Annotated in this window: 24 protein-coding genes; 19 read left to right on the forward strand and 5 right to left on the reverse strand. The window is 63.6% G+C overall.

Features of this window, described 5'->3' with window-relative positions; genetic code table 11:
- The 16 genes from CBW66_RS01710 to CBW66_RS01785 form a co-directional block, all read left to right on the forward strand.
- A partial coding sequence (locus tag CBW66_RS01710; RefSeq protein ID WP_139843040.1) for a RodZ domain-containing protein occupies positions 1-420 on the forward strand: 420 nt, incomplete at its 5' end.
- Between the two features lie 38 nt (positions 421-458).
- On the forward strand, positions 459-1,733 hold the full coding sequence (gene ispG / locus CBW66_RS01715; protein ID WP_086136338.1) for a flavodoxin-dependent (E)-4-hydroxy-3-methylbut-2-enyl-diphosphate synthase: 1,275 nt from the start codon (positions 459-461) through the stop codon (positions 1,731-1,733).
- Between the two features lie 83 nt (positions 1,734-1,816).
- The gene (gene hisS / locus CBW66_RS01720) at positions 1,817-3,178 is read left to right on the forward strand and encodes a histidine--tRNA ligase (RefSeq protein WP_086136339.1); all 1,362 of its coding nucleotides are present in this window, start codon (positions 1,817-1,819) and stop codon (positions 3,176-3,178) included.
- A 54-nt stretch (positions 3,179-3,232) separates the two neighbouring features.
- Positions 3,233-3,901 carry a tetratricopeptide repeat protein gene (locus CBW66_RS01725; protein ID WP_070221913.1) on the forward strand — a complete coding sequence of 223 codons (669 nt, stop codon included), beginning with the start codon at positions 3,233-3,235 and terminating at the stop codon, positions 3,899-3,901.
- Positions 3,902-3,989: 88 nt separating this feature from the next.
- Positions 3,990-5,135, forward strand: a complete 1,146-nt coding sequence (bamB, locus tag CBW66_RS01730) for an outer membrane protein assembly factor BamB (protein WP_086136340.1) — start codon at positions 3,990-3,992, stop codon at positions 5,133-5,135.
- Between the two features lie 4 nt (positions 5,136-5,139).
- A complete protein-coding gene (gene der, locus CBW66_RS01735) occupies positions 5,140-6,486 on the forward strand; it encodes a ribosome biogenesis GTPase Der (RefSeq protein ID WP_070221915.1) in 1,347 nt (448 codons plus the stop codon).
- A gap of 241 nt (positions 6,487-6,727) precedes the next feature.
- Positions 6,728-6,964, forward strand: a complete 237-nt coding sequence (hfq, locus tag CBW66_RS01740) for an RNA chaperone Hfq (protein WP_008450615.1) — start codon at positions 6,728-6,730, stop codon at positions 6,962-6,964.
- 114 nt (positions 6,965-7,078) lie between these two features.
- A complete protein-coding gene (hflX, locus tag CBW66_RS01745; protein ID WP_086136341.1) occupies positions 7,079-8,302 on the forward strand; it encodes a GTPase HflX in 1,224 nt (407 codons plus the stop codon).
- A gap of 2 nt (positions 8,303-8,304) precedes the next feature.
- Positions 8,305-9,597 (forward strand): FtsH protease activity modulator HflK, encoded by a 1,293-nt coding sequence (gene hflK, locus CBW66_RS01750; protein WP_086136342.1) that lies wholly within the window; start codon positions 8,305-8,307, stop codon positions 9,595-9,597.
- Entirely contained in the window at positions 9,597-10,484 is an 888-nt protein-coding gene (hflC, locus tag CBW66_RS01755) for a protease modulator HflC (RefSeq protein WP_086136343.1), read from the forward strand. The genes hflK and hflC overlap by 1 nt, the downstream gene beginning before the upstream one ends.
- Positions 10,485-10,753: 269 nt before the next feature.
- Positions 10,754-11,914, forward strand: coding sequence for an ATP phosphoribosyltransferase regulatory subunit (locus CBW66_RS01760; protein ID WP_086136344.1), 1,161 nt, complete (start codon positions 10,754-10,756; stop codon positions 11,912-11,914).
- A 3-nt stretch (positions 11,915-11,917) separates the two neighbouring features.
- A complete protein-coding gene (locus CBW66_RS01765) occupies positions 11,918-13,231 on the forward strand; it encodes an adenylosuccinate synthase (protein WP_086136345.1) in 1,314 nt (437 codons plus the stop codon).
- A gap of 66 nt (positions 13,232-13,297) precedes the next feature.
- A complete protein-coding gene (locus CBW66_RS01770) occupies positions 13,298-13,843 on the forward strand; it encodes a phosphoribosyltransferase (RefSeq protein ID WP_086136346.1) in 546 nt (181 codons plus the stop codon).
- A 65-nt stretch (positions 13,844-13,908) separates the two neighbouring features.
- A complete protein-coding gene (locus CBW66_RS01775; protein ID WP_086136347.1) occupies positions 13,909-14,418 on the forward strand; it encodes a GNAT family N-acetyltransferase in 510 nt (169 codons plus the stop codon).
- Positions 14,415-15,341 carry a WD40 repeat domain-containing protein gene (locus CBW66_RS01780; protein ID WP_086136348.1) on the forward strand — a complete coding sequence of 309 codons (927 nt, stop codon included), beginning with the start codon at positions 14,415-14,417 and terminating at the stop codon, positions 15,339-15,341. Before CBW66_RS01775 ends, CBW66_RS01780 begins: the two co-directional genes overlap by 4 nt.
- Positions 15,338-15,643, forward strand: a complete 306-nt coding sequence (locus CBW66_RS01785) for an NIPSNAP family protein (protein WP_034752016.1) — start codon at positions 15,338-15,340, stop codon at positions 15,641-15,643. Before CBW66_RS01780 ends, CBW66_RS01785 begins: the two co-directional genes overlap by 4 nt.
- A gap of 6 nt (positions 15,644-15,649) precedes the next feature.
- Here CBW66_RS01785 and CBW66_RS01790 read toward each other — a convergent pair whose 3' ends face one another.
- Both CBW66_RS01790 and CBW66_RS01795 read right to left on the reverse strand, forming a co-directional pair.
- The gene (locus CBW66_RS01790; protein WP_086136349.1) at positions 15,650-16,309 is read right to left on the reverse strand and encodes a glutathione S-transferase family protein; all 660 of its coding nucleotides are present in this window, start codon (positions 16,307-16,309) and stop codon (positions 15,650-15,652) included.
- Positions 16,310-16,439: 130 nt separating this feature from the next.
- Positions 16,440-17,501 carry an AI-2E family transporter gene (locus tag CBW66_RS01795; RefSeq protein WP_086136350.1) on the reverse strand — a complete coding sequence of 354 codons (1,062 nt, stop codon included), beginning with the start codon at positions 17,499-17,501 and terminating at the stop codon, positions 16,440-16,442.
- Positions 17,502-17,700: 199 nt separating this feature from the next.
- Here CBW66_RS01795 and CBW66_RS01800 point away from each other — a divergent pair, with 199 nt between their 5' ends.
- Positions 17,701-18,327, forward strand: coding sequence for a flavin reductase family protein (locus CBW66_RS01800; protein ID WP_086136351.1), 627 nt, complete (start codon positions 17,701-17,703; stop codon positions 18,325-18,327).
- 12 nt (positions 18,328-18,339) lie between these two features.
- On the opposite strand, the gene CBW66_RS01805 is transcribed toward CBW66_RS01800, so the two are convergent.
- Positions 18,340-19,668 (reverse strand): MFS transporter, encoded by a 1,329-nt coding sequence (locus CBW66_RS01805; protein WP_086136352.1) that lies wholly within the window; start codon positions 19,666-19,668, stop codon positions 18,340-18,342.
- A gap of 32 nt (positions 19,669-19,700) precedes the next feature.
- Entirely contained in the window at positions 19,701-20,498 is a 798-nt protein-coding gene (locus CBW66_RS01810) for a substrate-binding domain-containing protein (protein ID WP_086136353.1), read from the reverse strand.
- A 296-nt stretch (positions 20,499-20,794) separates the two neighbouring features.
- On the opposite strand from CBW66_RS01810, the gene CBW66_RS01815 reads away from it, so the two are divergent.
- A complete protein-coding gene (locus CBW66_RS01815) occupies positions 20,795-21,709 on the forward strand; it encodes a LysR family transcriptional regulator (protein WP_086136354.1) in 915 nt (304 codons plus the stop codon).
- Positions 21,710-21,737: 28 nt separating this feature from the next.
- On the opposite strand, the gene CBW66_RS01820 is transcribed toward CBW66_RS01815, so the two are convergent.
- A complete protein-coding gene (locus CBW66_RS01820; protein WP_230491975.1) occupies positions 21,738-22,580 on the reverse strand; it encodes a helix-turn-helix domain-containing protein in 843 nt (280 codons plus the stop codon).
- A gap of 56 nt (positions 22,581-22,636) precedes the next feature.
- On the opposite strand from CBW66_RS01820, the gene CBW66_RS01825 reads away from it, so the two are divergent.
- Positions 22,637-23,134, forward strand: a complete 498-nt coding sequence (locus CBW66_RS01825; RefSeq protein WP_230491974.1) for a DUF3224 domain-containing protein — start codon at positions 22,637-22,639, stop codon at positions 23,132-23,134.
- The last annotated feature ends 9 nt before the right edge of the window (positions 23,135-23,143 follow it).

Raw genomic sequence — 23,143 nt, forward strand, 5'->3', positions numbered from 1 at the left:
CCCGTGCCCCTGATTTCCGTGCCGCCGCCGCCAGGCAACGATACGCAGACGGGCGCCCCTGCCGCTGCCGCCGCTTCGGCGCCGGCCGCCGCCGCAGTGCCGCCAGCCGCCGTTCCAGCTCCGGCGGCAGCGACGACGGCTGCCGTCACGCCGCCCGCTGCCGCCGCGGCCCCCGCCGTGGGCGCAAATGCGCTGGTGCTGAAGGTGGAGCAGGATTCCTGGGTCGAGATCCGCCGCCCTGGCAGTTCGCCGCTGATTTCGCGCATGGTCAAGGCGGGCAGCACGGAAACGTTCGATATCACGGGACCGGCCACCCTGGTGGTGGGCAAGCCCGGTGTCGTGCAAGCAACTTTGCGCGGCGCCAAGCTGGATCTGCCGACCGTTGCCGGCGGCACGATTTCCCGTGTCAGCATCAAATAAGTGCAGTAATCGTTCAAGCAAACTCAGAAGATAATATTATGGCTACCTCGAAAACAGCGATCGGCTCCGGCCCGTCCGGCCGGCGCGACAGCCGCAAGGTGCTGATCGCGCACGGCCAGCGCCAGATCTGGGTGGGCGGCGACGCCCCCGTGGTGGTGCAGTCGATGACGAACACGGATACGGCCGACGCCATCGGCACGGCGATCCAGATCAAGGAACTGGCGCGTGCCGGTTCGGAACTGGTGCGCCTGACGGTGGACCGGCCGGAAGCGGCCGCGGCCGTGCCCTACATCCGCGAGCAGCTCGACAAGATGGACATCGATGTGCCGCTGGTGGGCGATTTCCACTATAACGGCCATACGCTGCTCAACGACTACCCCGATTGCGCGCGCGCGCTGTCGAAGTACCGCATCAATCCGGGCAACGTGGGCAAGGGCGCCAAGCGCGATACGCAATTTGCGCAAATGATCGAGGCGGCATGCCGCTACGACAAGCCGGTGCGCATCGGCGTGAACTGGGGCAGCCTGGATCAGGCCTTGCTGGCACGCATCATGGATGAAAACGCGGGCCGCGCCGAGCCATGGCCGGCGCAAGCCGTCATGTACGAGGCGCTGGTGACGTCGGCGATTGAAAACGCCGTGCGCGCCGAAGAGCTGGGCCTGGGGCGCGACAAGATCATTCTGTCGTGCAAAGTGTCGGGCGTGCAGGATTTGATCGCCGTGTACCGCGAACTGGCGCAGCGCTGCGACTATCCGCTGCACCTGGGCCTGACGGAAGCGGGCATGGGCAGCAAGGGCATCGTCGCTTCGACGGCGGCCCTGGCCGTGCTGCTGCAAGAGGGCATCGGCGACACCATCCGCATTTCGCTCACGCCCGAGCCGGGCGGCGACCGCACGCGCGAAGTGATCGTCGGCCAGGAAATCCTGCAAACCATGGGCTTGCGCAAGTTCGCGCCCATGGTCATCGCCTGCCCCGGCTGCGGGCGCACGACGTCGACCACCTTCCAGGAGCTGGCCGACAACATCCAGACGTATCTGCGCGAGCAGATGCCGGAGTGGAAGAAAGCGTATCCGGGCGTGGAAGCGATGAACGTGGCCGTCATGGGTTGCATCGTCAACGGTCCCGGCGAGTCGAAGCATGCGAACATCGGCATCAGCCTGCCCGGCACGGGCGAGTCGCCAGCCGCCCCCGTGTTTGTCGACGGCGAAAAAGTCGTCACCCTGCGCGGCGAACGCATCGTCGAGGAATTCCAGGACATCGTCCTCAATTATGTGAAAAGCCATTACGGCGCCGCAGCCACGGCAACGGCGTAGGTCGGGTAGGTCGGATTAGCGCCACGCGCGTAATCCGACAACTTAGATACAGCAACAAGCAAAGAACAGAAAAGAAGAACACTATGTCCGAAAATAAAAAGCTCGATAAAATCACCGCCGTCAAAGGCATGAACGATATCCTGCCGGCCGACGCCCCGCTGTGGGAGTTGTTTGAAAACACGGCGCAATCCGTGCTGCAAAGCTACGGTTTCCAGCAAATCCGCACGCCGATCGTGGAAGAGACGAAATTGTTCGCGCGCGCTATCGGCGCCGTCACCGATATCGTGGAAAAGGAAATGTATTCGTTCACCGATTCGATGAACGGCGACAATCTGACCCTGCGCCCTGAAGGCACGGCCGGCGTGGTGCGCGCCGTGGTCGAGCACAACCTCGTCTACGAAGGTCCGAAACGCCTGTGGTACAAGGGCCAGATGTTCCGCCACGAGCGCCCGCAAAAGGGCCGCTACCGCCAGTTCCACCAGTTCGGCGTGGAAGCCATCGGTTTTACGGGCCCCGATATCGACGCCGAGATCATCATGCTGTCGCGCCGCCTGTGGGATGACCTGGGCCTGGAAGGCATCCGCCTGGAACTGAACTCGATCGGCGACGCGCAAGAGCGCCTGCGCCACCGCGCCGACCTGATCGCCTACCTGGAAAGCCACAGCGAGCTGCTCGACGAAGAAGCCAAGCGCCGCCTGCACAGCAATCCGCTGCGCATCCTCGACACCAAGAACCCTGCCATGCAGGACCTGGTCAATGGCGCGCCGAAGCTGCTCGACTACCTGGGCGAGGAATCGCTGGCCCACTTCCACGGCGTGCAGAAGATTCTGAACCACAACAATATTCCGTTCACCATCAATCCACGCCTGGTGCGCGGCCTCGATTACTACAACCGCACGGTGTTCGAGTGGGTCAGCGACAAGCTGGGCGCGCAAGGCACGGTGTGCGCGGGCGGCCGCTATGACGGCATGGTGGAAATGTTCGGTGGCAAATCGACGCCCGCCGTCGGCTTCGGCATGGGCGTCGAACGCCTGGTGCTGCTGATGAAGGATGCGGCCGAGCCGGAAGCGCCGGCGCAATGCGACGTCTACCTGGTGCATCAGGGCGAGCAGGCGGGCTTGCAAGCCTTCGTGCTGGCCGAGAGGATTCGCGATGCGGGCCTCGACGTTGTGCTACATTGCGCAGCGAGCAACGGCGGCGGCAGTTTCAAGACGCAAATGAAAAAGGCCGATGCCAGCGGCGCGGCGTTTGCCGTGATCCTGGGCGACGATGAAATCGCCAACCATGTCGCGACGGTGAAAGCCATGCGCGAAGCCGATGCGGGTGCGCAGCAGAGCACGGTGCCGTTCGACGATGTCGTCGATTACGTGGTGGACCAGATCATCGGCGACCACGATTGCGGCCACGACCACGGTCCTGGCGGCCACGTGCATCACCACCACTGATTTGAAGCAAGACCGTACTACCCTCGATCAACTACTCATTCAAACTGACGACCCATGGCATACGATCACGAAGAACAAGAACAACTGGCAACCCTCAAGGCCTGGTGGCAGCGCAATGGCAATCTGACCTCCTGGGTCCTGATCGTGGCGCTGGCCGGTTACAGCGGCTGGGCTGGCTGGCAGTACTACCAGCGCACGCAGGCCGCGCAAGCGGGCCAGCTGTACGACGAACTGCAGAACGCCATCGCCGCCAAGGACACGGCCAAGGTGATGCGCGCGACCAGCGACATGCAATCGCGTTTCAGCGGGACGGCATATGCACAGATGAGCGCCCTGGCCGCGGCCAAGGTGGCGTTCGACGCGAACGACCTGAAAACGGCCAAGACCCAGCTGCAATGGGTGGCCGAGCACGGCACGGAAGAGTACAAGGCCATCGCCAAGCTGCGCCTGGCCGGCGTCCTGCTGGACGAAAAAGCCTACGATGAAGCGCTGAAGGTGCTGGCGACGGCCACCGTGGCGCAATTTGCCGGCGCGGTGGCCGACCGCAAGGGCGACATCCTGGTGGCGCAAAACAAGCTGGCCGATGCCCGCACGGCCTACCTGGCCGCGATCGCCGCGACGGACAAGAACAATCCAGGCCGTCAACTGATCCAGGTCAAACTGGAAGCGATCGGTGGCACGGTACCGGAAGACAAGGCCAAGGCTGACAAGGCCGCCGCCTGACAGGAACACTGATGGTGGTGCGGCCGCGCGGCGTTGCGCGCCGCCTGCCTTGCCCTTACAAGTACAAGAAAAAGGTTGGATAACACTTATGCGTGTCACTGAAAAGCTGGTAGCTGCAAGTCTGTTGGCCCTGATGGCCGGTTGCTCGTCCTGGAACCCGTTCGCCTCGAAAGATCCGAAAGTCGAGCCGGCCAAGCTGGTCGAGTTAAAATCGAGCATTGCCGTGCGCGACGCCTGGAAGTATTCGATCGGCAAGGCCGGCGTGTATGCGTTTGCGCCTGCGCTGGCCGGCAGCAGCCTGTACGTGGTCAGCGCCGATGGCGCGCTGGCGCGCCTGGATGCGGCCAGCGGCCGTGAAACGTGGCGCGTCAAGGCCGGCAGCGACATCACCTCGGGCGCCGGCAGCGATGGCACGGTCGTCGCCGTGGGCGCCGCCAAGGGCGCCGTGCTGGCGTTTGACGCCGATGGCAAGCAGCTGTGGAAGGCGCAGGCGTCCAGCGAAGTATTGACGGCGCCCGTCGTGGGGCAGGGCGTGGTCGTGGTGCGCAGCGTGGACAACCGCATCGTCGGCTTCGACGCCAAGACGGGCGAACGCAAGTGGACGGTGCAGCGCGCCACGCCGGCCTTGACCTTGCGCAATGCGCCGGGCATGGTGCTGGGCGGCGCGAACATCTATGTGGCCCAGCCGGGCGGCAAGCTGCTGGCTCTGACGGCGGCGACCGGTGTGGTACGCTGGGAGATCGTCGTCAGCGAACCGCGCGGCGCTACCGAACTGGAGCGCGTCTCCGACATCGCCGGCACGCCGGTGGTGTTCGAAGGCGAAGTGTGCGCCGTCACGTATCAGGGCAAGGCGGGCTGCTTCGACGCCGCCACGGGCGTGCCGCGCTGGACCAAGCCGATCTCGTCCGATGTGGGCGTGGCCGTCGACCAGCGTTTCGTGTTCGTTGCCGATGACCAGGGCGCCGTGGTGGCGTTCAGCCGCGAAGCCGGCCAGAGCGCCTGGAAGAACGAGGCGCTGGCGCGCCGCCGCCTGTCGACGCCGGCCTCCTACGGCCGCAGCGTCGCCGTCGGCGACTATCAAGGTTATATCCACTTCCTGTCACGGGAAGATGGCGCATTAATAGGTCGTGTCAGCACCGACGGTAGCCCGATTGTTTCGGCTCCCGTCGTTGCCGGTTCGAATTTGATTTTTCAAACCCAATCAGGGACAGTGACCGCTCTCGCGGTCGAGTAATACAATGAAGCCGGTAATTGCACTAGTAGGTCGACCCAATGTTGGGAAATCGACTTTATTCAATCGTCTGACCCGCTCGCGCGATGCGCTGGTGGCGGATTTGCCTGGGTTGACGCGCGATCGTCACTATGGCGAAGGCCGTGTCGGCGAACGTCCCTTCCTGGTCATCGATACGGGTGGTTTCGAACCCGTCGCCAAGGAAGGCATCATGCACCAGATGGCACTGCAGACCAAGCAGGCCGTGGCCGAGGCCGACGTGGTGGTGTTCATCGTGGACGGCCGTCAAGGCCTGACTCCGCATGACAAGACCATCGTCGACTTCCTGCGCAAGAGCGGTCGCCCGGTCTTGTTGGTGGTCAACAAAAGCGAAGGCATGCGCTACACGGCCGTCGTGTCCGAATTCTATGAATTGGGCATGGGCGATCCGTATGCGATCTCGTCGGCGCACGGCGACGGCGTCAACGACCTCGTCGAAGTGATGCTGGACCTGGCGTTCGCGCAGCGTCCGGATGAGCCTGAAGAGCTGGAAAAGACCGACCGCGGCATCAAGATCGCCCTCGTCGGCCGTCCGAACGTGGGCAAGTCGACCCTGATCAACACCCTGCTGGGCGAAGAGCGCGTGATCGCCTTCGACATGCCGGGCACGACGCGCGATTCGATCGAAATCCCGTTCGAACGCGATGGCCAGCAATACACCTTGATCGACACGGCCGGTATCCGCCGCCGCGGCAAGGTGTTTGAAGCGATCGAGAAATTCTCGGTGGTGAAAACCCTGCAGTCGATTTCCGAAGCCAACGTGGTGGTGCTGATGCTCGACGCGCAGCAGGATATTTCGGAGCAGGACGCGCATATCGCCGGCTTCATCCTGGAATCGGGCCGCGCGCTGGTCGTGGCCGTGAATAAATGGGATGGCTTGCAATCGCACCAGCGCGATGAAATCAAGATCGATATCGACCGCAAGCTCGATTTCCTGTCGTTCGCGCAGATGCATTTCATTTCGGCGCTGAAGGGTACCAACATCGGTCCATTGATGAAGTCGCTCAACGCCGCGTACGCGGCCGCCATGTGCGACCTGTCGACGCCGAAGCTGACGCGCGCCCTGATCGAGGCCGTGGAGAAGCAGGAACCGCGCCGCAAGGGCTCGATTCGTCCGAAGCTGCGCTATGCCCACCAGGGCGGCATGAACCCGCCTGTGATCGTTATTCACGGCAATGCGCTCGACGCCGTGGGCGATCCGTACAAGCGTTATCTGGAAAAACATTTCCGCGATACGTTTGCCCTGGTCGGCACGCCGCTGCGCATCGAATTGCGGACGGGTAAAAACCCGTTTGCACGCACGCCAAGCAAGTAATGAGTTAACAGCGGGATTAAGTGCATATTAAGGCGCCGCGGAGATAATGCGGCGCCGGCGGCCAATTCAATGGCTTGTGCATGGAAATAATAAAGTGTTAATGCGCCATGCGCGACAGCGATCGCGAAAACAGGTTACAGTAGCTATGATGCATCTTTCTTTCTTTGAAAGGTGTGAGAGCACTTGAAATCAAGCGAGTCGCCTCCAATTCTTACACAACAACATAAACAACGGAGCTGTTATGAGCAACAAAGGGCAACTGTTACAAGACCCATTCCTCAATGCATTACGCAAAGAGCATGTTCCTGTCTCGATCTACTTGGTCAATGGCATTAAATTGCAGGGCCATATCGAATCGTTCGATCAATATGTCGTATTGCTGCGCAATACGGTGACACAGATGGTGTACAAGCATGCCATCTCGACAGTGGTGCCGGCCCGTGCCGTCAATCTCAATATTGAATCTGAAGCGGAGTAAAGCGTTGAGCTTGACGGCCCAGCGCCTTTCACCCTCCATCGCCCCCGTCCGCGCCAGCGGCGCTGATGCGTTTGCATCGGCGTCGGCGTTCGCCGCAACTCATCAGATGCCATCATGCGCGCGGCACTAGTCGGGGTTGACTTCGGTCACAGCGACTTCGCCGCCAGCATGGAGGAACTCATGCTGTTGTCGCGTTCGGCTGGCGCGGACCCGATTTCCACCATCACGGCCAAGCGTTCCAGCCCCGATTCGGCGTATTTCGTCGGCAGCGGCAAGGCCGACGAAATTGGCGACGTCGTCGTCAACGATGGCCTGGAAATCGTCATCTTCAACCATGCCCTCTCGCCCGCCCAGCAGCGCAATCTGGAAAAGCGCCTGCAGGTGCGCGTGCTCGACCGTACCAGCCTGATCCTCGATATCTTCGCGCAGCGCGCCAAGAGCCACGAGGGCAAGCTGCAAGTCGAGCTGGCCCAGCTGCAGCATCTGGCCACGCGCCTGATCCGCGGCTGGACCCACCTGGAACGGCAAAAGGGCGGTATCGGCTTGCGCGGTCCCGGCGAGACGCAGCTCGAGACCGACCGCCGGCTGATCGGCGAGCGCGTCAAGGCCTTGCGCGCGCGCCTGGAAAAACTGCACAAGCAGCGCGAAACGCAGCGCCGCGCGCGCGGCCGCAATCACACATTCTCGGTGTCCCTGGTCGGCTATACCAATGCCGGCAAGTCGACGCTGTTCAATGCCGTGACCAAGGCCGGCGTGTATGTCGCCGACCAGTTGTTCGCCACCCTCGACACCACCTCGCGCCGGGTTTACCTGGGCCAGGAAGTGGGTAACGTGGTGATTTCCGACACGGTCGGCTTCGTGCGCGAATTGCCGCACCAGCTGGTGGCCGCCTTCCGCGCCACGCTCGAAGAAACCATCCATGCCGATCTGCTGCTGCACGTCGTCGACGCCGCGTCGCCGGTGCGCATGGAGCAGATCGAGCAGGTCAACCTGGTCTTGAAAGAGATCGGCGCCGATCATATTCCGCAAATCCTCGTGTGGAACAAGATCGATGCGGCCGGGCTGGAGCCATCGGTGGAGCGCGACGAATATGCTACGATCAGTCGCGTGTTCGTCAGTGCGCAGAAGGGCAGCGGGCTCGACCTGTTGCGCGACGCGATCGTCGAAATGGCCAGGAAGGCGCCCCGTTCGGCCCACCTGTATCAGAACGACGCAGTACCGCAGGAAGATCAGTTTGACGGTCAGTACGACCAGCACGATGGCGCCGCCCCGGACCAGGACGAAGAGCCTGGCGAGGACGATAGGATTTCCACCCACTCCCAAGTCGGAACACGATAGTTATGCTTGTCTCCCTACTCAAAAAAACAGGCTTGAAGTTGTCCCTGAACGATCCCCGCTGGGGCAATCGCAAGGACGACGGCAAGAAAGCCCAAGAAGGCAAAAAGCCAGGCGAAGGTCCGCCGGACCTCGATCAGTTGTGGCGCGATTTCAATCAGCGCCTGAATGCCTTTTTCGGACAGAAGAACCGTCCGGACAATGGCGGCAATAACAGCGGTGGCGGTGGCCCGCGTCCCGACATGAAGGGCGCCGGCATCACCGCCGGCGTGGTCGGCGTGATCGCCGTCTTCATCTGGCTCGCCAGCGGCGCCTTCATCGTGCAAGAGGGCCAGAGCGGCGTGGTGCTGACGTTTGGCCAATACACGCGCACGGCGCCGGCCGGTTTCAACTGGCGCTGGCCGTATCCGTTCCAGACCGATGAAACCGTCAACGTGTCGCAGGTGCGCACGGTGGAAGTGGGTTACCGCCAGTCGCTGCGCAACAAGCAGACGGGCGAGTCGCTGATGCTGACGGACGATGAAAACATCATCGACATCCAGTTCGCGGTGCAGTACACGCTGAAAGACCCCGTGGAATGGCTGTTTAGCCTGCGCGACCAGGAAGACACCTTGCGCCAGGTCGCCGAGACGGCCATCCGCGAAGTGGTCGGCCGCAGCAAGATGGACTTCGTGCTGTATGAAGGCCGCGAAAAAGTGGCCTTCGACACGCAGAAATTGATGCAGCAGATTCTTGAAGGTTACAAGGCTGGCGTGTTGATTAACAACGTGACGATGCAGGCCGTGCAGCCGCCCGAGCAGGTGCAGGCAGCGTTCGACGATGCCGTCAAGGCCGGCCAGGACCGTGAGCGTCAGAAGAATGAAGGCCAGGCCTACGCCAATGACGTCATTCCAAAAGCGCGCGGCGCGGCATTCCGCCTGGTGCAGGAAGCCGAGGCCTACCGGGCCATGGTGACCGAGAATTCCGAAGGTAATGCCTCGCGCTTCAAACAGGTGCTGGTCGAATACCAGAAGGCGCCGGCCGTCACGCGCGACCGCATGTACCTGGAAACGATGCAGCAAGTGTTCAGCAGTGCCAGCAAGGTCATGGTTGACGCGAAGACGGGCAGCAATCTGCTGTACCTGCCGCTCGACAAGTTGATCGCCCAGCAGGCGGCGTCGGACGCCTCGGCCGCGGCAGCGCGCGCCGCAGCGGCCGCACCCGCAGCCAATACCGTAATGCCACAGGAAGCCATGCAGACAGTAGAAGTCAATTCGCGTCGCGACAGCCGCTCTTCGCGTGAACGGGAGAGCCGCTAATGAACCGTATCGTTGCCGCCCTGATCGCGGGCTTTATCGCGATCATGCTCTTGTCTTCGACCGTGTTTGTGGTCGACGCGCGCAAGTATGCCATCGTCTTCGCCCTCGGTGAAGTCAAGGACGAGATCAGCAAGCCAGGCTTGTACTTCAAGCTGCCGCCGCCGTTCCAGAACGTCATCTACCTGGACAAGCGCATCCTGACGCTGGACACGCCGGAGCCGGAACGCTTCATCACGGCCGAGAAGAAGAACATCCTCGTCGACGCGTACGTGAAGTGGCGCATCGTCAATCCGAAGACCTATTTCCGCAGCTTCGGCGGCGATGAAAGCCGCGCCCGCAACCGCATGTCGCAAATCGTCAAGGCGGCCCTGAACGACGAAATCACCAAGCGCACCGTGCGCGAAGTGATCTCGGGCGAGCGCGGCAAGGTGATGCAGGCGATCAAGGCCAAGGTGGCGGCCGAGGCCGAGGCCATCGGCGTGGGCATCGTCGACGTGCGCCTGAAACGCGTCGACTACGTCGAGCAGATCAACAACTCCGTGTACGAGCGCATGAAGTCCGAGCGCGTGCGCGTGGCGAATGAACTGCGTTCGACCGGTTCGGCCGACTCCGAGAAAATCCGCGCCGACGCCGACAAGCAGCGCACGGTGATCCTGGCCGAAGCGTATCGCGAAGCCGAGAAAATCCGCGGCGAGGGCGACGCCAAGGCATCGCAGATCTACGCGGAAGCGTTTGGCAAGAATCCGGAGTTCTACAAGTTCTACCGCAGCCTGGAAGCCTACCGCGCCACGTTCAAGGACAAGGGCGACGTGATGGTGGTCGATCCGAGCTCGGAATTCTTCAAGTACTTCAAGGGCAACGGCACGGCCGGTCCGGCCAAGAAGTAAGGCAGCATCCAGACCGTCCCGGCCCGCAAGGGCAGGGCGGCAGCAGCGGGGCCGGCGTGAATGCCGGCCCCGTTTTTTTGTGCCTGCCCTGCTGTTGCGGGAAGGCGTAAAATGCGGTGTTTTTAGGGCTGTGCGCCAGCGTTTCGGACAACTTATCCCTAAAGGCCCGTGTTTTCGCGTAAAATATCAGGTTCGGCCTCTTGCCTGGCGCGCCCGCCGCTGCCTCGCATGATGCATTTTTTCAACTTTCTTCCGTATCTCGCTCCCTCATGCCGAATTGGCTTTTGCCCGAAAATATTGCCGATGTTCTGCCGTCGGAAGCGCGCAAGATCGAAGAGCTGCGCCGCCTCATGCTGGATAATTTCCGTCTGTACGGATATGAACTGGTGATGCCGCCGCTGCTCGAGTATCTGGAATCGCTGATGACCGGCGCTGGCAAGGATACCGACCTGCGCACGTTCAAACTGGTCGACCAGCTGTCGGGCCGCATGCTCGGCCTGCGCGCCGACATGACGACGCAAGTGGCGCGCATCGACGCGCATCTGCTCAACCGTGCCACCGTCACCCGCCTGTGCTACGCCGGCAGCGTGCTGCATACCCGTCCGTCGGGCCTGCACGCCACCCGCGAGCCGCTGCAGATCGGCGCCGAAATCTATGGCCATGCGGGCCTGGAAGCGGATGCCGAGATTCAGGAACTGGCGCTCGCCTCGCTGGCACTGGCCGGTTTCGACTCTGTCCGCCTGGATTTGTCGCACGTCGGCCTGTTGCGCGCTATCATTGCGCAAGATGCCGCCGCCGGGCGCGACGAGGCGGCGCTGTACGCCTTGCTGCGTGCGAAAGACGCGCCGGGCCTGCGCACGCTGACCGCCTCCTACGATGCCGTCACGCGCGATGCGCTGCTGGCCTTGCCGAACCTGTACGGCGACATCGACGTGCTGGCGCGTGCGCGCGAAGTGCTGCCGCCGCTGCCGGGTGTGCTCAAGGCGCTGGCCGAACTGGCCGCGCTCGCAGGATCTGCGCTGGGCCGCGCCGAAGTGGCGATCGACCTGGCCGACCTGCGCGGCTACCAATATGAAAGCGGCGCGATGTTTGCGCTGTATGTACCAGGCTTGCCGAACGCGGTTGCGCGCGGCGGCCGTTATGACCACGTCGGCGAAGCGTTCGGCCGGGCACGTCCCGCGACCGGCTTCTCGCTCGATTTGCGCGAACTGGCGCGCCTGTTGCCGACCGCGGAACGCAAGCATTCGATCCGCGCGCCGTGGGGCAGCGCGCCAGAATTGAAGGAAAAAATCGCCGAGTTGCGCAAGGCGGGCGAGGTCGTGATCCAGAGTATGCCGGGTCACAGTAATGAACAAGACGAGTTCGAGTGCGATCGCGTGCTGGTACTTGCCGATAATGGTAGTAGCTGGATTCTTAAAAACTTAGGTTGAGTGATGTCAAAGAAAATTATGGCAAAGAACGTTGTTGTCATCGGCACCCAATGGGGCGATGAAGGTAAAGGCAAGATCGTCGATTGGTTGACCGATCACGCCCAGGGTGTGGTGCGCTTCCAGGGCGGCCACAATGCAGGCCACACGCTGGTCATCGGCGGCGTGAAAACCGCGCTGCAGCTGATCCCGTCGGGCATCATGCGTCCAGGCGTCGCCTGCTACATCGGTAACGGCGTGGTCGTTTCCGTGCCGGACGTGCTGCGCGAAATCGACAAGCTCGAAGCCGTCGGCGTCGAAGTCGCCTCGCGCCTGAAAGTGTCGGACGCGGCCCCTGTGATCCTGCCTTACCACACCGCGATCGACCTGGCGCGTGAAGCCAAGCGTGGCGACGCGAAGATCGGCACCACCGGCAAGGGCATCGGCCCGGCCTACGAAGACAAGGTGGCGCGCCGCGCGATCCGTATCGCCGACCTGCTGAACGAGAAGCGCTTTGCCGAAAAGCTGGCCGAAAACCTCGATTACCACAACTTCGTGCTGGAGCACTACCTGAAGGCACCGAAAGTCGACTATCAGAAGACCCTCGACGACGCGCTGGCCTATGTGCCGCGTCTGCGCCCGATGGTCACCGACGTGTCGAGCGCGCTGTACAAGGCGCACAAGGCCGGCGCGAACCTGCTGTTCGAAGGCGCGCAGGGTTCCCTGCTCGACGTCGACCACGGCACCTACCCGTTCGTCACCTCGTCGAACTGCGTGGCCGGCAATGCCGCCGCCGGTTCGGGCGTGGGCCCGGGCATGCTGCACTACATCATGGGCATCACCAAGGCTTACACGACGCGCGTCGGTTCCGGTCCGTTCCCTTCGGAACTGCCAACGGATGCGGGCGTCGGCCACCACCTGGCGCAAGTCGGCCATGAATTCGGCACCGTGACGGGCCGTGCCCGCCGCTGCGGCTGGTTCGACGCCGCCTTGCTGCGCCGCTCCGTGCAGATCAACGGCGTGACGGGCATGTGCCTGACCAAGCTGGACGTGCTGGACGGTATCGAAACCTTGAAACTGTGCACCGGCTACACCATCGACGGCGTAGCCACGGATATCTTCCCGTCGGGCGCTGAAGAAGCGGCGCGTTGCGTACCCGTGTACGAAGAGATGCCGGGCTGGACGGAAAGCACGGTCGGCGCGAAATCGCTGGCGGCCCTGCCGGCCACGGCGCGCGCTTACATCAAGCGCATCGAAGAACTGGTCGGCGTACCGGTGGACATGGTGTCGACCGGTCCGGATCGTGAAGAAACGATCGTGCTGCGCCACCCATTCGAGTAAGCTGCTGGACACAATCCGCCGCAAGGCGGATTTTTTTAATCACGCTAATAATAAGATTCCACTATCATGACTACCCCTCAATCGAACGATCAACATCTCTGGGTCAACTGGGAAGAATACCACCGCCTGATCGAGCGCCTGGCGCTCAAAGTCTACGAATCGGGCTGGAAATTCGACCAGGTATTGTGCCTGGCGCGCGGCGGCGTGCGTCCCGGCGACGTCTTCTCGCGCATCTTTGATTTGCCGCTGGCCATCCTGTCGACCAGCTCCTACCGCGAAGACAAGGGCACCACCCAGGGCGACCTGGATATCGCCAAGTACATGACCATGACCAAGGGCCCGCTGGCCGGCCGCATCCTGCTGGTCGACGACCTGGCCGACTCGGGCGTCACGCTGGATAAAGTCACGCGTCACCTGAAAGACAACTTCCCGGGCGTGACCGAAGTCAAATCGGCCGTGATCTGGCTCAAGGGCTGCTCCGTCGTTCGTCCCGACTACTTCCTCGACGAACTGCCGCACAATCCGTGGATCCACCAGCCGTTCGAAGACTACGACGGCCTGCGTCCGCACCAGCTGGCCGCGTGGATCAAGAAAGGCGAAGCAGGCAAGTAATTGCGTGCGCGCTTGCAAAAAAAAGACGATCGTGTATCGTCTTTTTTTTCGTCCAAGGAAATGCGATGACCATACTGACGACGGCGCGCCTGCGCCTGGAGCCGATCACCGAGAACCACTACGAGCGCATGCGCACGCTCAATACCGATCCCGAGGTGATGACCTACCTGAACGCGGGCCAGCCCGAGACGGAAGAGGTGACGCGCGCGGCCATCGCCCGCATCACGGGCCGCTGGGCCGAGTGGGGCTATTCGTGGTGGGCGCTGATCCGCCTCGACGATGGCGAGATGGTGGGCATGGCCTGCCTGCAGCATCTCGATGGCGACATCAACAAGCCGCATGAAATCGGCTGGCGCCTGGCGCGCACCGGCTGGGGCCAGGGCTACGCCAGCGAAGCGGCCGTCGCCATCGTCGCGCATGCCTTCGACGTCGTCGGCGCACCGGAAGTGGTGGCCGTGGCGCACCCCGACAACGCCGCCTCGATCAAGGTCATGACGCGCCTGGGCATGCAGTACGTGGGCATGGAACGCCATTACGACCTCGATTGCGTCGTGTACCGCCTGCCGCGCCCATGACGGCAAGGCTGAAACCCCTGAAGCTGGGCCGCAGCTACGGCGTGCGGTTTTCGCCCGACGGCACGCGCCTGGCCGTGCTGGGACGCGACCTGGTCCTGTGGGACGTGGCGAAGCGGAGCAAACTGTGGCGCGGCAAGTTCATCGCGCACATGTCGGGCATGGCCTTCTCGCCTGACGGCAGCCGCCTGGCCATCAAGAGCACGACGGGCCAGCTGGCCGTGGTCGATGCCACGGCCGGGCAATTGCTGTTCAATTTCCAGAACAAGAAGGATGGCGAAGGGTGCGGCCCCGCGTGGTCGCCGTGCGGCCGCTATCTTGCCGACGGCGGCTGGGATGGCCGCCTGCGGGTGCGCGACGCGCAGACGGGCGAGCTGCTTTTCATGCAGAAGCACCCGGGCGAGATGCTGCGCGGCATCTGCGCCATCAATGGCGGGCGGCGCTTGCTGGTCCTGCACGGCGTCAAATCGGTGGACGAAGGGCAGGCGCAGCCGCCTGACTACTGCAGCGTATGGGACTGGCCCCTGCAAGCGGGCGGCGGGCGCATGGTGCTGTCGCTGCCAGGACTGAAGTCGTGCGCGCCATCGCCGGACGGGGAGTGTCTGGCCGTGCTGCATCACGCGGGCGGCGAGGAATTCCTGTCGGTATATGCGCTGGCCGATGGCCGCTTGCTGGCCACGGTGCCGGTGGAAGCGGGCGGCGGCACGGGCGACGCCTTGCGCTGGCTGCCCGACGGCAGCGCGCTGGGACGCATCGGCAAGGGCAAGCTGCTGTTCTACGGCTGGCCCGGCTTGAACGTCCTGGCGCAGAAAGATTTTACGTATCCCTGCGCGCTGGATTTTTTGCCTGGCGCGCCACTGGCCGCCATCGGCTCCTGGGAATCCGGCATGCTGATGGAGTTGAACATTCACAAGGAAACCGCATGATCACCTGTTATTTGCGTTACATCATCGACCCGTATAAATTGCGGGAATTCGAAGCCTACGGCAAGCTGTGGATACCGCTGGTCGAGCGCTTCGGCGGCCAGCATCACGGCTACTTTTTGCCATCGGAAGGCGCCAGCAACGTGGCCCTGGCGATGTTCTCGTTTCCCAGCCTGGCCTTGTACGAGCAGTACCGCAGTGATTCGATGCAGGACGCCGAATGCCAGGCCGCCTTCCGCTATGCCGAGGAGACGCGCTGCATCGTCAGCTATGAGCGCAGTTTTTTCCGCCCCGTGTTTGCCTGAACAGGGTCAATCGCGCTGCGGCGCACCCAGGGGAAAGAGGTGGCGGTACGGGCGGGCTTCCTCCACCGCGCGGGCGAACGAGGGACGGGCCAGCAGGCGCGCGCGGTAGGCGCGCAGCAGGGGCAAGGTGGCGGGAATCGGCTGCGTCCAGTCCGCATAGAACAGCGAGGGAGCGGCGGCGCAGTCGGCCAGGGTAAAGTTTTCGCCCGTCGCCCACGTCTTGCCGGCCAGGTGGCTTTCCAGCCAGGCGTAGGCGAGCTCCAGCTTTTCCGCCGCAAACGTTCGGCCTTCCTCGGTCTTCGCCGGGTCGCCCGTGAGGGCGGCGCCGACCGCATGCTGCACGGGCGTCATGACGTGCAGGTCGAAATAGCGGTCGAGAAAACGCACGTCCAGCGCCTGCATGGCGTCGTGCGGCAGCAGGCGCAGCGGACCGGGATGGGCCAGTTGCAGGTATTCGATGATGATGCTGGTCTCGGCGACGTTGCGCTCGCCATCGACCAGCAGCGGAAACTTGCGCAACGGCCAGCGCGCCAGCCACTGCTGCAGGTGTTCGGGCATATCCGGCGCCAGGCAGCGGAATTCGAACGCAATGGCGTTTTCGTACAGGGCGATGAGCACCTTCTGCGTGTACGAGGAAAAGGGATGGCCGTAGAGGATCAGCGACACGGTAGGATCTCCTGTGCAAGGTTGGCAACACGCGCGTGCTGCAACGATAGTGCAATGACCGGATCAATGCAAGCGGTCCGGAGCATGCTGATGTCGGGCGTGGCATTGCCCGCTACCCCAGTGCCAGGCCTTAATCCGCGGCCTGGAATTCGCTGGCCGAGACGAACAGGTCCCACGAGGCGATGAACAGGGCCGCCACGACGGGGCCGATGACAAAGCCGTTCAGGCCAAACAGGGCCATGCCGCCCACGGTCGACAGCAGCACCACGTAGTCGGGCATCTTGGTGTCCTTGCCGACCAGGATGGGGCGCAGCACGTTGTCGACCAGGCCGATGACGAAGACGCCGAAGGCGGCCAGGCCTGCGCCTTGCCAGATGGCGCCCGTGGCCAGGAAGTAGACGGCCACGGGCGCCCAGATGAGGGCCGCGCCGACGGCCGGCAGCAGCGACAAAAAGGCCATCAGCACGGCCCACAGCAGGGGCGCCGGCACGTCGAGGAACCAGAACGCCAGGCCCCCGAGGGCGCCCTGGGCGATCGCCACGAGGATGTTGCCCTTCACCGTGGCGCGGATCACCGTGGTGAAATTGGTGAACAGGCGCTGCTTGTACTTGCGGCTCAGCGGCACGGCGTTCTTGATGCGGGCCGACAGGGTCGAGCCATCGCGCATGAGGAAAAACAGCAGGTACAGCATGATGCACAGGCTGGTGAGGAATTCAAAGGTGTACAGGCCCACATTGATGGCTTTGACGGCCACCACCTGGCTTACCTGCGTGGCGCCCTCGGCCAGCTTGTCCTGCAGGCTGGCCAGGCTGGTCAGGTTGAAGCGGTCGAGCAGGTTGATCAGCCATTGCGGCAGCACGGCCATGATTTTATTGAAGAACATGGCGACCGTGATTTCGCCCGAACGCACCATTTCCACGACGCTGGCCGCCTGGTTGACGAGCGAGACGGAAATGAGCGACAGCGGCAGGATGACGATGACGATGATCAGCAGCAAGGTCAGCAGCGACGCCAGGCCGGCGCGGCCCCGGGTTTTGCGCAGCAGCCAGCGGTAGACGGGCGCGAACAGGATCGCCAGGATGACGCCCCAGAAGATGGCGCCCGCATACGGCGCCAGTATCCAGCCGAAGCCGATGGTGACGATGCTCAAGAGGAGCAGGAACACTTTCTGGTGCAGCGTGAGGGTAGGCATGGGCGATAGCGCAATGATAAGGGTTGAGTTGCCCCATCATAAGCGAGGCCAAGGGCCGTGCGCCATACAATTGTCGCGCTGCGTGCGCGAGCGCACCCGGCAGGCAGGCCGGCAACGCGGTGGCGGCAATTCCAGTAAGCTGTCGTTCCAGGCGTTCCATTCCGGGCGCCTTTGACTTCCTTTGACTTCAGGAACGCGCGTGCTTGACTCCATTCACTTTTATGAACCTGCGCAGGGCCATGGCCTGCCGCATGATCCCTTCAACGCCATCGTGGGGCCGCGGCCCATCGGCTGGATCGCCTCGCGCAGCGGCGAGGGCGTGCTCAATCTGGCGCCGTACAGCTTTTTCAACGCCTTCAATTACCATCCGCCGCTGATCGGCTTTTCCAGCATCGGCCGCAAGGATACCTTGCGCAATATCGAACAGACGGGGGAATTCGTGTGGAACCTGGCGACCCGTCCGCTGGCCGAGGCGATGAACGCCAGCTGCGCGCCCGCGCCGCCCGAGGTCGACGAATTCGCGCTGGCCGGCCTGACGCCGGCCGCCTCGCGCATCGTGCAGGTGCCGCGCGTGGCCGAAAGTCCCGTGTCCTTCGAATGCCGGCGCACGCAGATCATCGAACTGCAAGGCGCCCATGGCGACGGTGTCGGCAGCTGGCTGGTGCTGGGGGAGGTGGTGGGCGTGCACATCGCGCGCCATCTGTTGACCGATGGCGTGTATGACACGGCCGCCGCCGCGCCGATACTGCGCGGCGGCGGTCCGGCCGATTATTTCGAGATCGGACCGGCCAGCCTGTTCCACATGCGCCGGCCAGCCTGGCCCTGAGACGGGCCCGGGTCAGGCTGGATGGCGCTCCTTGACGATGCCGCGATAGATCAGCCACGTCGCCAGCAGGCTGATGGCGCCGGCGCCCGCCATCCAGTAGCCTGGCGCCGCCTTGTCGCCGGTGCTCTCGATCAGCAGGGTCGACACCAGCGGCGTCAGGCCGCCGAACAGCGCGGTCGCCAGGCTGTAGGCCAGCGAAAAGCCCGTGGTCCTGACGCTGGCCGGGATGATTTCCGTCAGCGCGACGATGGTGGCGCCGTTGTAGCTGCCGTACAGGAAGGACAGCCACAATTCCACCATCAGCATGTGGTCGAAACTGGGATGGGCGACCAGCCAGGACAGGGCCGGGTACGCGGTCAGCATCGTCAGCGCCGCGCACGCGGCCATGATGGGCCAGCGCCCGATGCGGTCGGACAGCGCCCCCATGACGGGCAGCCAGAGGAAGTTCGACAGGCCGATGCACAAGGTGACGAGCAGGCTGTCTTCGGTGCTCAGTTTGAGCACGCTCTTGCCGAAGGTCGGCGTGTAGACGGTGATCAGATAGAACGCCACCGTCGTCAGCACGATCAGCATCGCGCCGCTGACGACCAGCGGCCAGTTGAGGCTGATGGTCTTGAGCATCTGGCGGAACGTCGGATGCGACTTGCGCGTCAGATAGGCCTCGGTCTCCTGCAGCGAACGGCGGATGTAGAACACCACCGGAATGATGGAGCAACCGATGAAGAACGGAATGCGCCAGCCCCAGTCCGCGATGAATTCCTTGCTCAAGGTTTCGTTGAGACAGTAGCCGAGCGCGGCGGAAAAGATGATGGCGACCTGCTGGCTGGCCGATTGCCAACTGACGTAATAGCCCTTGTTGCCGGGTGTCGCCATCTCGGACAGGTAGACCGACACGCCGCCCAGTTCCACGCCGGCGGAGAAGCCTTGCAGCAGGCGTCCGATCAGCACGAGGAGGGGCGCCAGCAAACCGATGGTCGCGTAGCCGGGCACGAAGGCGATCAGCGCCGTGCCGGACGCCATGATGGCCAGGGTCAGCACCAGGCCCTTGCGGCGGCCGATGCGGTCGATATAGCTGCCGAGGATGATGGCGCCCAGCGGCCGCATGAAAAACCCCGCGCCGAAGGTGGCGAACGTCATCATCAGGGCCGCATATTCGCTGGTGGCGGGGAAGAAGGCCTTGGCGATATACGTCGCGTAAAAGCCGAACAGGAAAAAATCGTACATTTCGATGAAGTTCCCGCTCGTCACCCGGATGACGGTGGCGATGCGCGAGGGAGGGCGTGCCTGTGCGCGCGGCGCAGCAGCTTCGGCGATGGGTGCGGCGGTCGATGGAATGGCCATGATTTACCTCGATGAAAGATGAGTGACGTCGCCTAGTGCGCAATTGCGCCGGGCACCGCTTGCAGTCCGGTCGCCTCGATCGCGCCGGCGTTGGCAGGGGCGGCGAGGAAGCGCAGCAAGGCGCGTCCGGCTTCTGGTTCCTTGCCGCCCGGGACCAGCGCCGCCGAGAATTCCGTCATCAGCTGCACTTCCTGCGGCAGCAGGCCAACGATGTCGATGCCCTCGACCGGCAGCAGCTCGCTGCGCTGCTGGCAGCCGAAATCGGCCTCGCCATGCGCGATGATTTCACCGACGGGGGTGGCGGGAATTTTCGCGGCCTTGCCCTGCATCTGCTGCGCGATGTGCAGTGTCTTCATCAGTTGATTCTCGATGTATACACCGCTGGCGCTGTCCGAATAGGCCACCTTGCGCGCCTGCAGGAAAGCGCTGCGCAAGCCCTCGGTGGTGCTGATGTCGGGTTTTTCCGCGCCGTGGCGCACGGCGCAGGCGATCGGCGAATTGGCCAGGACCACCTTGCTGCCGGGGACCAGGCGGCCTTCCAGCATCAGCTTGTCGAGCGCGTCGCCCACCATGATGACGACGTCGATCTGCTCTCCGCGCGCCAGGCGCGCCGGGATCGCATTCCTGGTGGTGCCCATCGACGGTCCCCATTCGGACAGCAGATGGTCGCCACTGGCGCGCTCGTAGGCGGGAGCCAGGTTTTTGTAGGCCTGGGCGAAACCGCCCGAGCTGACCACGCGGATGTCGGCGGCATGCGCCGTGCCGGCGGCAAGCAGGAGCAGCGCCGCAAGAAGGGGCCGCGATGTTCGCGGCAGAGCAGGGTGAAGCATGATGGTGACTCCTGGCGTTAATTTTTTTTGATGTGGCCCGGCCTCAAGCCGGCGCCACGACGGTCGCTGGCGCGCAGTGAGCGCGATTTTTCGGGGGAAGCTGGCGGCTGGCGTGGTCGATGCCGCGGCAGATGGCAGGCGTCGTGCCGCCTGGCGCGCACAACGGCGCGCACGTACAACGAGGTCGCATGGTGTCTCCTTTTGGGTGGTGCCTTCTTGGCGAGGCTCAGCATTAAGGTCCCATCATCGTTGAAATGGCATAATTTGATAATTGCAATTTTTCCGGGGATTAATGCATGTCACGCATCAATTACGACCTTCATGATTTGCAGGCCTTCGTGGCCGTGGCCGAGCGCAACAGCTTTCGCCAGGCCGCGGCCGACCTGTTCCTGTCGCAGCCGGCGCTCAGCCGCCGTATCGAAAAACTCGAGGATGCGCTGGGGGTCAAGCTGTTCGAGCGCACCACGCGGCGCGTGCAGCTGACCAATGTGGGACAGGTGTTCCTGGTGAACGTGCGCGATGCGCTCAATGGCCTGGAAGATGCCGTGCTGGGAGTCGCCGACCTGGCCGCGCACCGCACCGGGACGGTGACGTTCGCCTGCGTGCCTTCGGCCGTGTGGCATTTCCTGCCGGACGTGCTCAAGCGCTTCAGCGCGCAGTTTCCGAAAATCCGCGTGCGCGTGCATGACGAAAGCGCGCAGGACGTGCTCAACCTCGTGCTGGCCGGCGAGGCGGACTTCGGCATCTGCTTTACGGGCGCGGAAAATCCGGAGATCCACTTTCAGCCCATCTATGTCGAGACCTACGTGCTGGCGATGCGGGCCGATCACAGGCTGGCCAGGCGCAAGAAGCTGAGCTGGAAGGATACCGTCGATGAACGCTATATCTCGGTGGCCAAGTCGAGCGGCAACCGCAGCGTGCTCGATGCGGCGCTGGCCGGCGTGGAAAAGCACCCGTGGATCTCGTGCGAGATCAACCACGTGTCAGGCATCCTGGCGCTGGTGGAGTCGGGCCTGGGCGTGGCGGCGGTGCCGGGGCTGTCTATCCTGCCGGAGCGGCAGGGCGCGGTGGTCGGCGTGCCGCTCGTCAATCCCGTTGTGAAGCGGACACTGGGCCTGATCAGCCGCCATCAGCACGTGATGCCGCCCGCGTCGCGCACCCTGTTCGACATGATGAGCGCGAGCATCGGCAAGCAGGGGCGGCGCGCATGAGCGCGGCGCGGTGTGCCGAAGTGCGGCGCTAGGCGGCGCGCGCCAGCTGCGAGCGGCGATAGTCGAGCGGCGTGCTGCCCACCAGTTCCGTAAAACTGCGGCTGAAATGGGCTTGGTCGAAGAAGCCCAGTGCCTGCGCCAGGCTGGCCAGGTCGGGCGCATCGGGCTGCGCCAGGCGCCAGATCGCTTCCTGCAGGCGGTAGCGCTGGATCACCCATTTCGGCGGCACGCCCACGTAATCGCTAAACAGGCGCTGCAGCCGGCGTTCGCCGATGTCCATTCTTGCGCACAGCTGCGCCACGCTGGCCGGGCCGTGGTGGGCCGCCGGCGCAGCAGTCAGCCTGGCGGCCAGCAGGGCGGTCTCATCGACTTGCGGCAGCCTGGCCAGCAGCAGCGCCTGCGCCTGCGCCACCATGGCCGCATCGCCGGCTTGCGCCAGCACCAGCGCCTCGGCTTGCGCGGCCGGCATGCCCAGCAGTCCATCGGCGGCGATGGTTGTGTCGGTGAAGGTGGACAGGGGCTGGGTGATGAACGGGCGCAGGCCGCCCGGCGCGAAACGCACGCCCAGCACCTTGCCGGCGCCCAGCAAAGGCCGGTCGAAGGCGCCGCGCACCACGCCATGAATGGCGGTGCGGCCAAGGTCGAACACCAGGTGGGCATTCGGATACGGCAGCACGCGCTGCGTCTCCGGTGCGCAGCCCCGCCTGTCCCATTCGACCACCCAGAAGTACTCGACGAAGGGCGCCAGCGCGGCCGCTGGCGGGTAGGTCGCTAGCCGTATGCGGCGCGCCGCCGCCTGCGGATCGACGATGCCTTTGGGCGCCTGTCCAGGTGTCTTGAGCAGATTGACCTTGCTGTCGGCTTTATCCAATATTTGTCTCCTGCCCTGCCTTAAGCTGCTACTCTCGCATCGATGGAAAGGGAATCATGAAATCACGCAGCCTGGCGGGCCTGGTGCTGGCCGCATGTTGTCTATCGGTGGCGCCAGCCGGCGCCGCTTCGTCTACAGAGGGGGATCATCGCATGCATGTGCACGCTACGGGAAGTTTTAGCATCACCATGACGCCGTCCGCGGCGCCGCAGCGCGCGGGGCGCACGACCTTGGGCAAAGTACTGCTCGACAAAGTCTATGCCGGCGACCTGGTCGCCACGGCCAAGGGCGAGATGCTCAGCGCCGTCACCGACACCAAAGGCGCGGCCGGTTATGTCGCCATGGAAGCCATCACGGGCGTCCTGCAGGGAAAAGAGGGCAGTTTCGTGGCACAGCATGCGGGCACCATGGCCGATGGCCAGCAGCAGCTGTCCATCGTGATCGTGCCGCATTCCGGCACGGGGCAGCTGACGGGCATCAGCGGCACCCTGGCCATCCGCATTGAGAATGGCCAGCATTTCTACGACATCGATTATTCGCTGCCGGCGCCGTAGGCGGACCAA

Origin of the sequence: Janthinobacterium sp. GW456P (genome assembly GCF_002127655.1) — a bacterium.
Classification (GTDB): Bacteria; Pseudomonadota; Gammaproteobacteria; order Burkholderiales; family Burkholderiaceae_D; genus Janthinobacterium.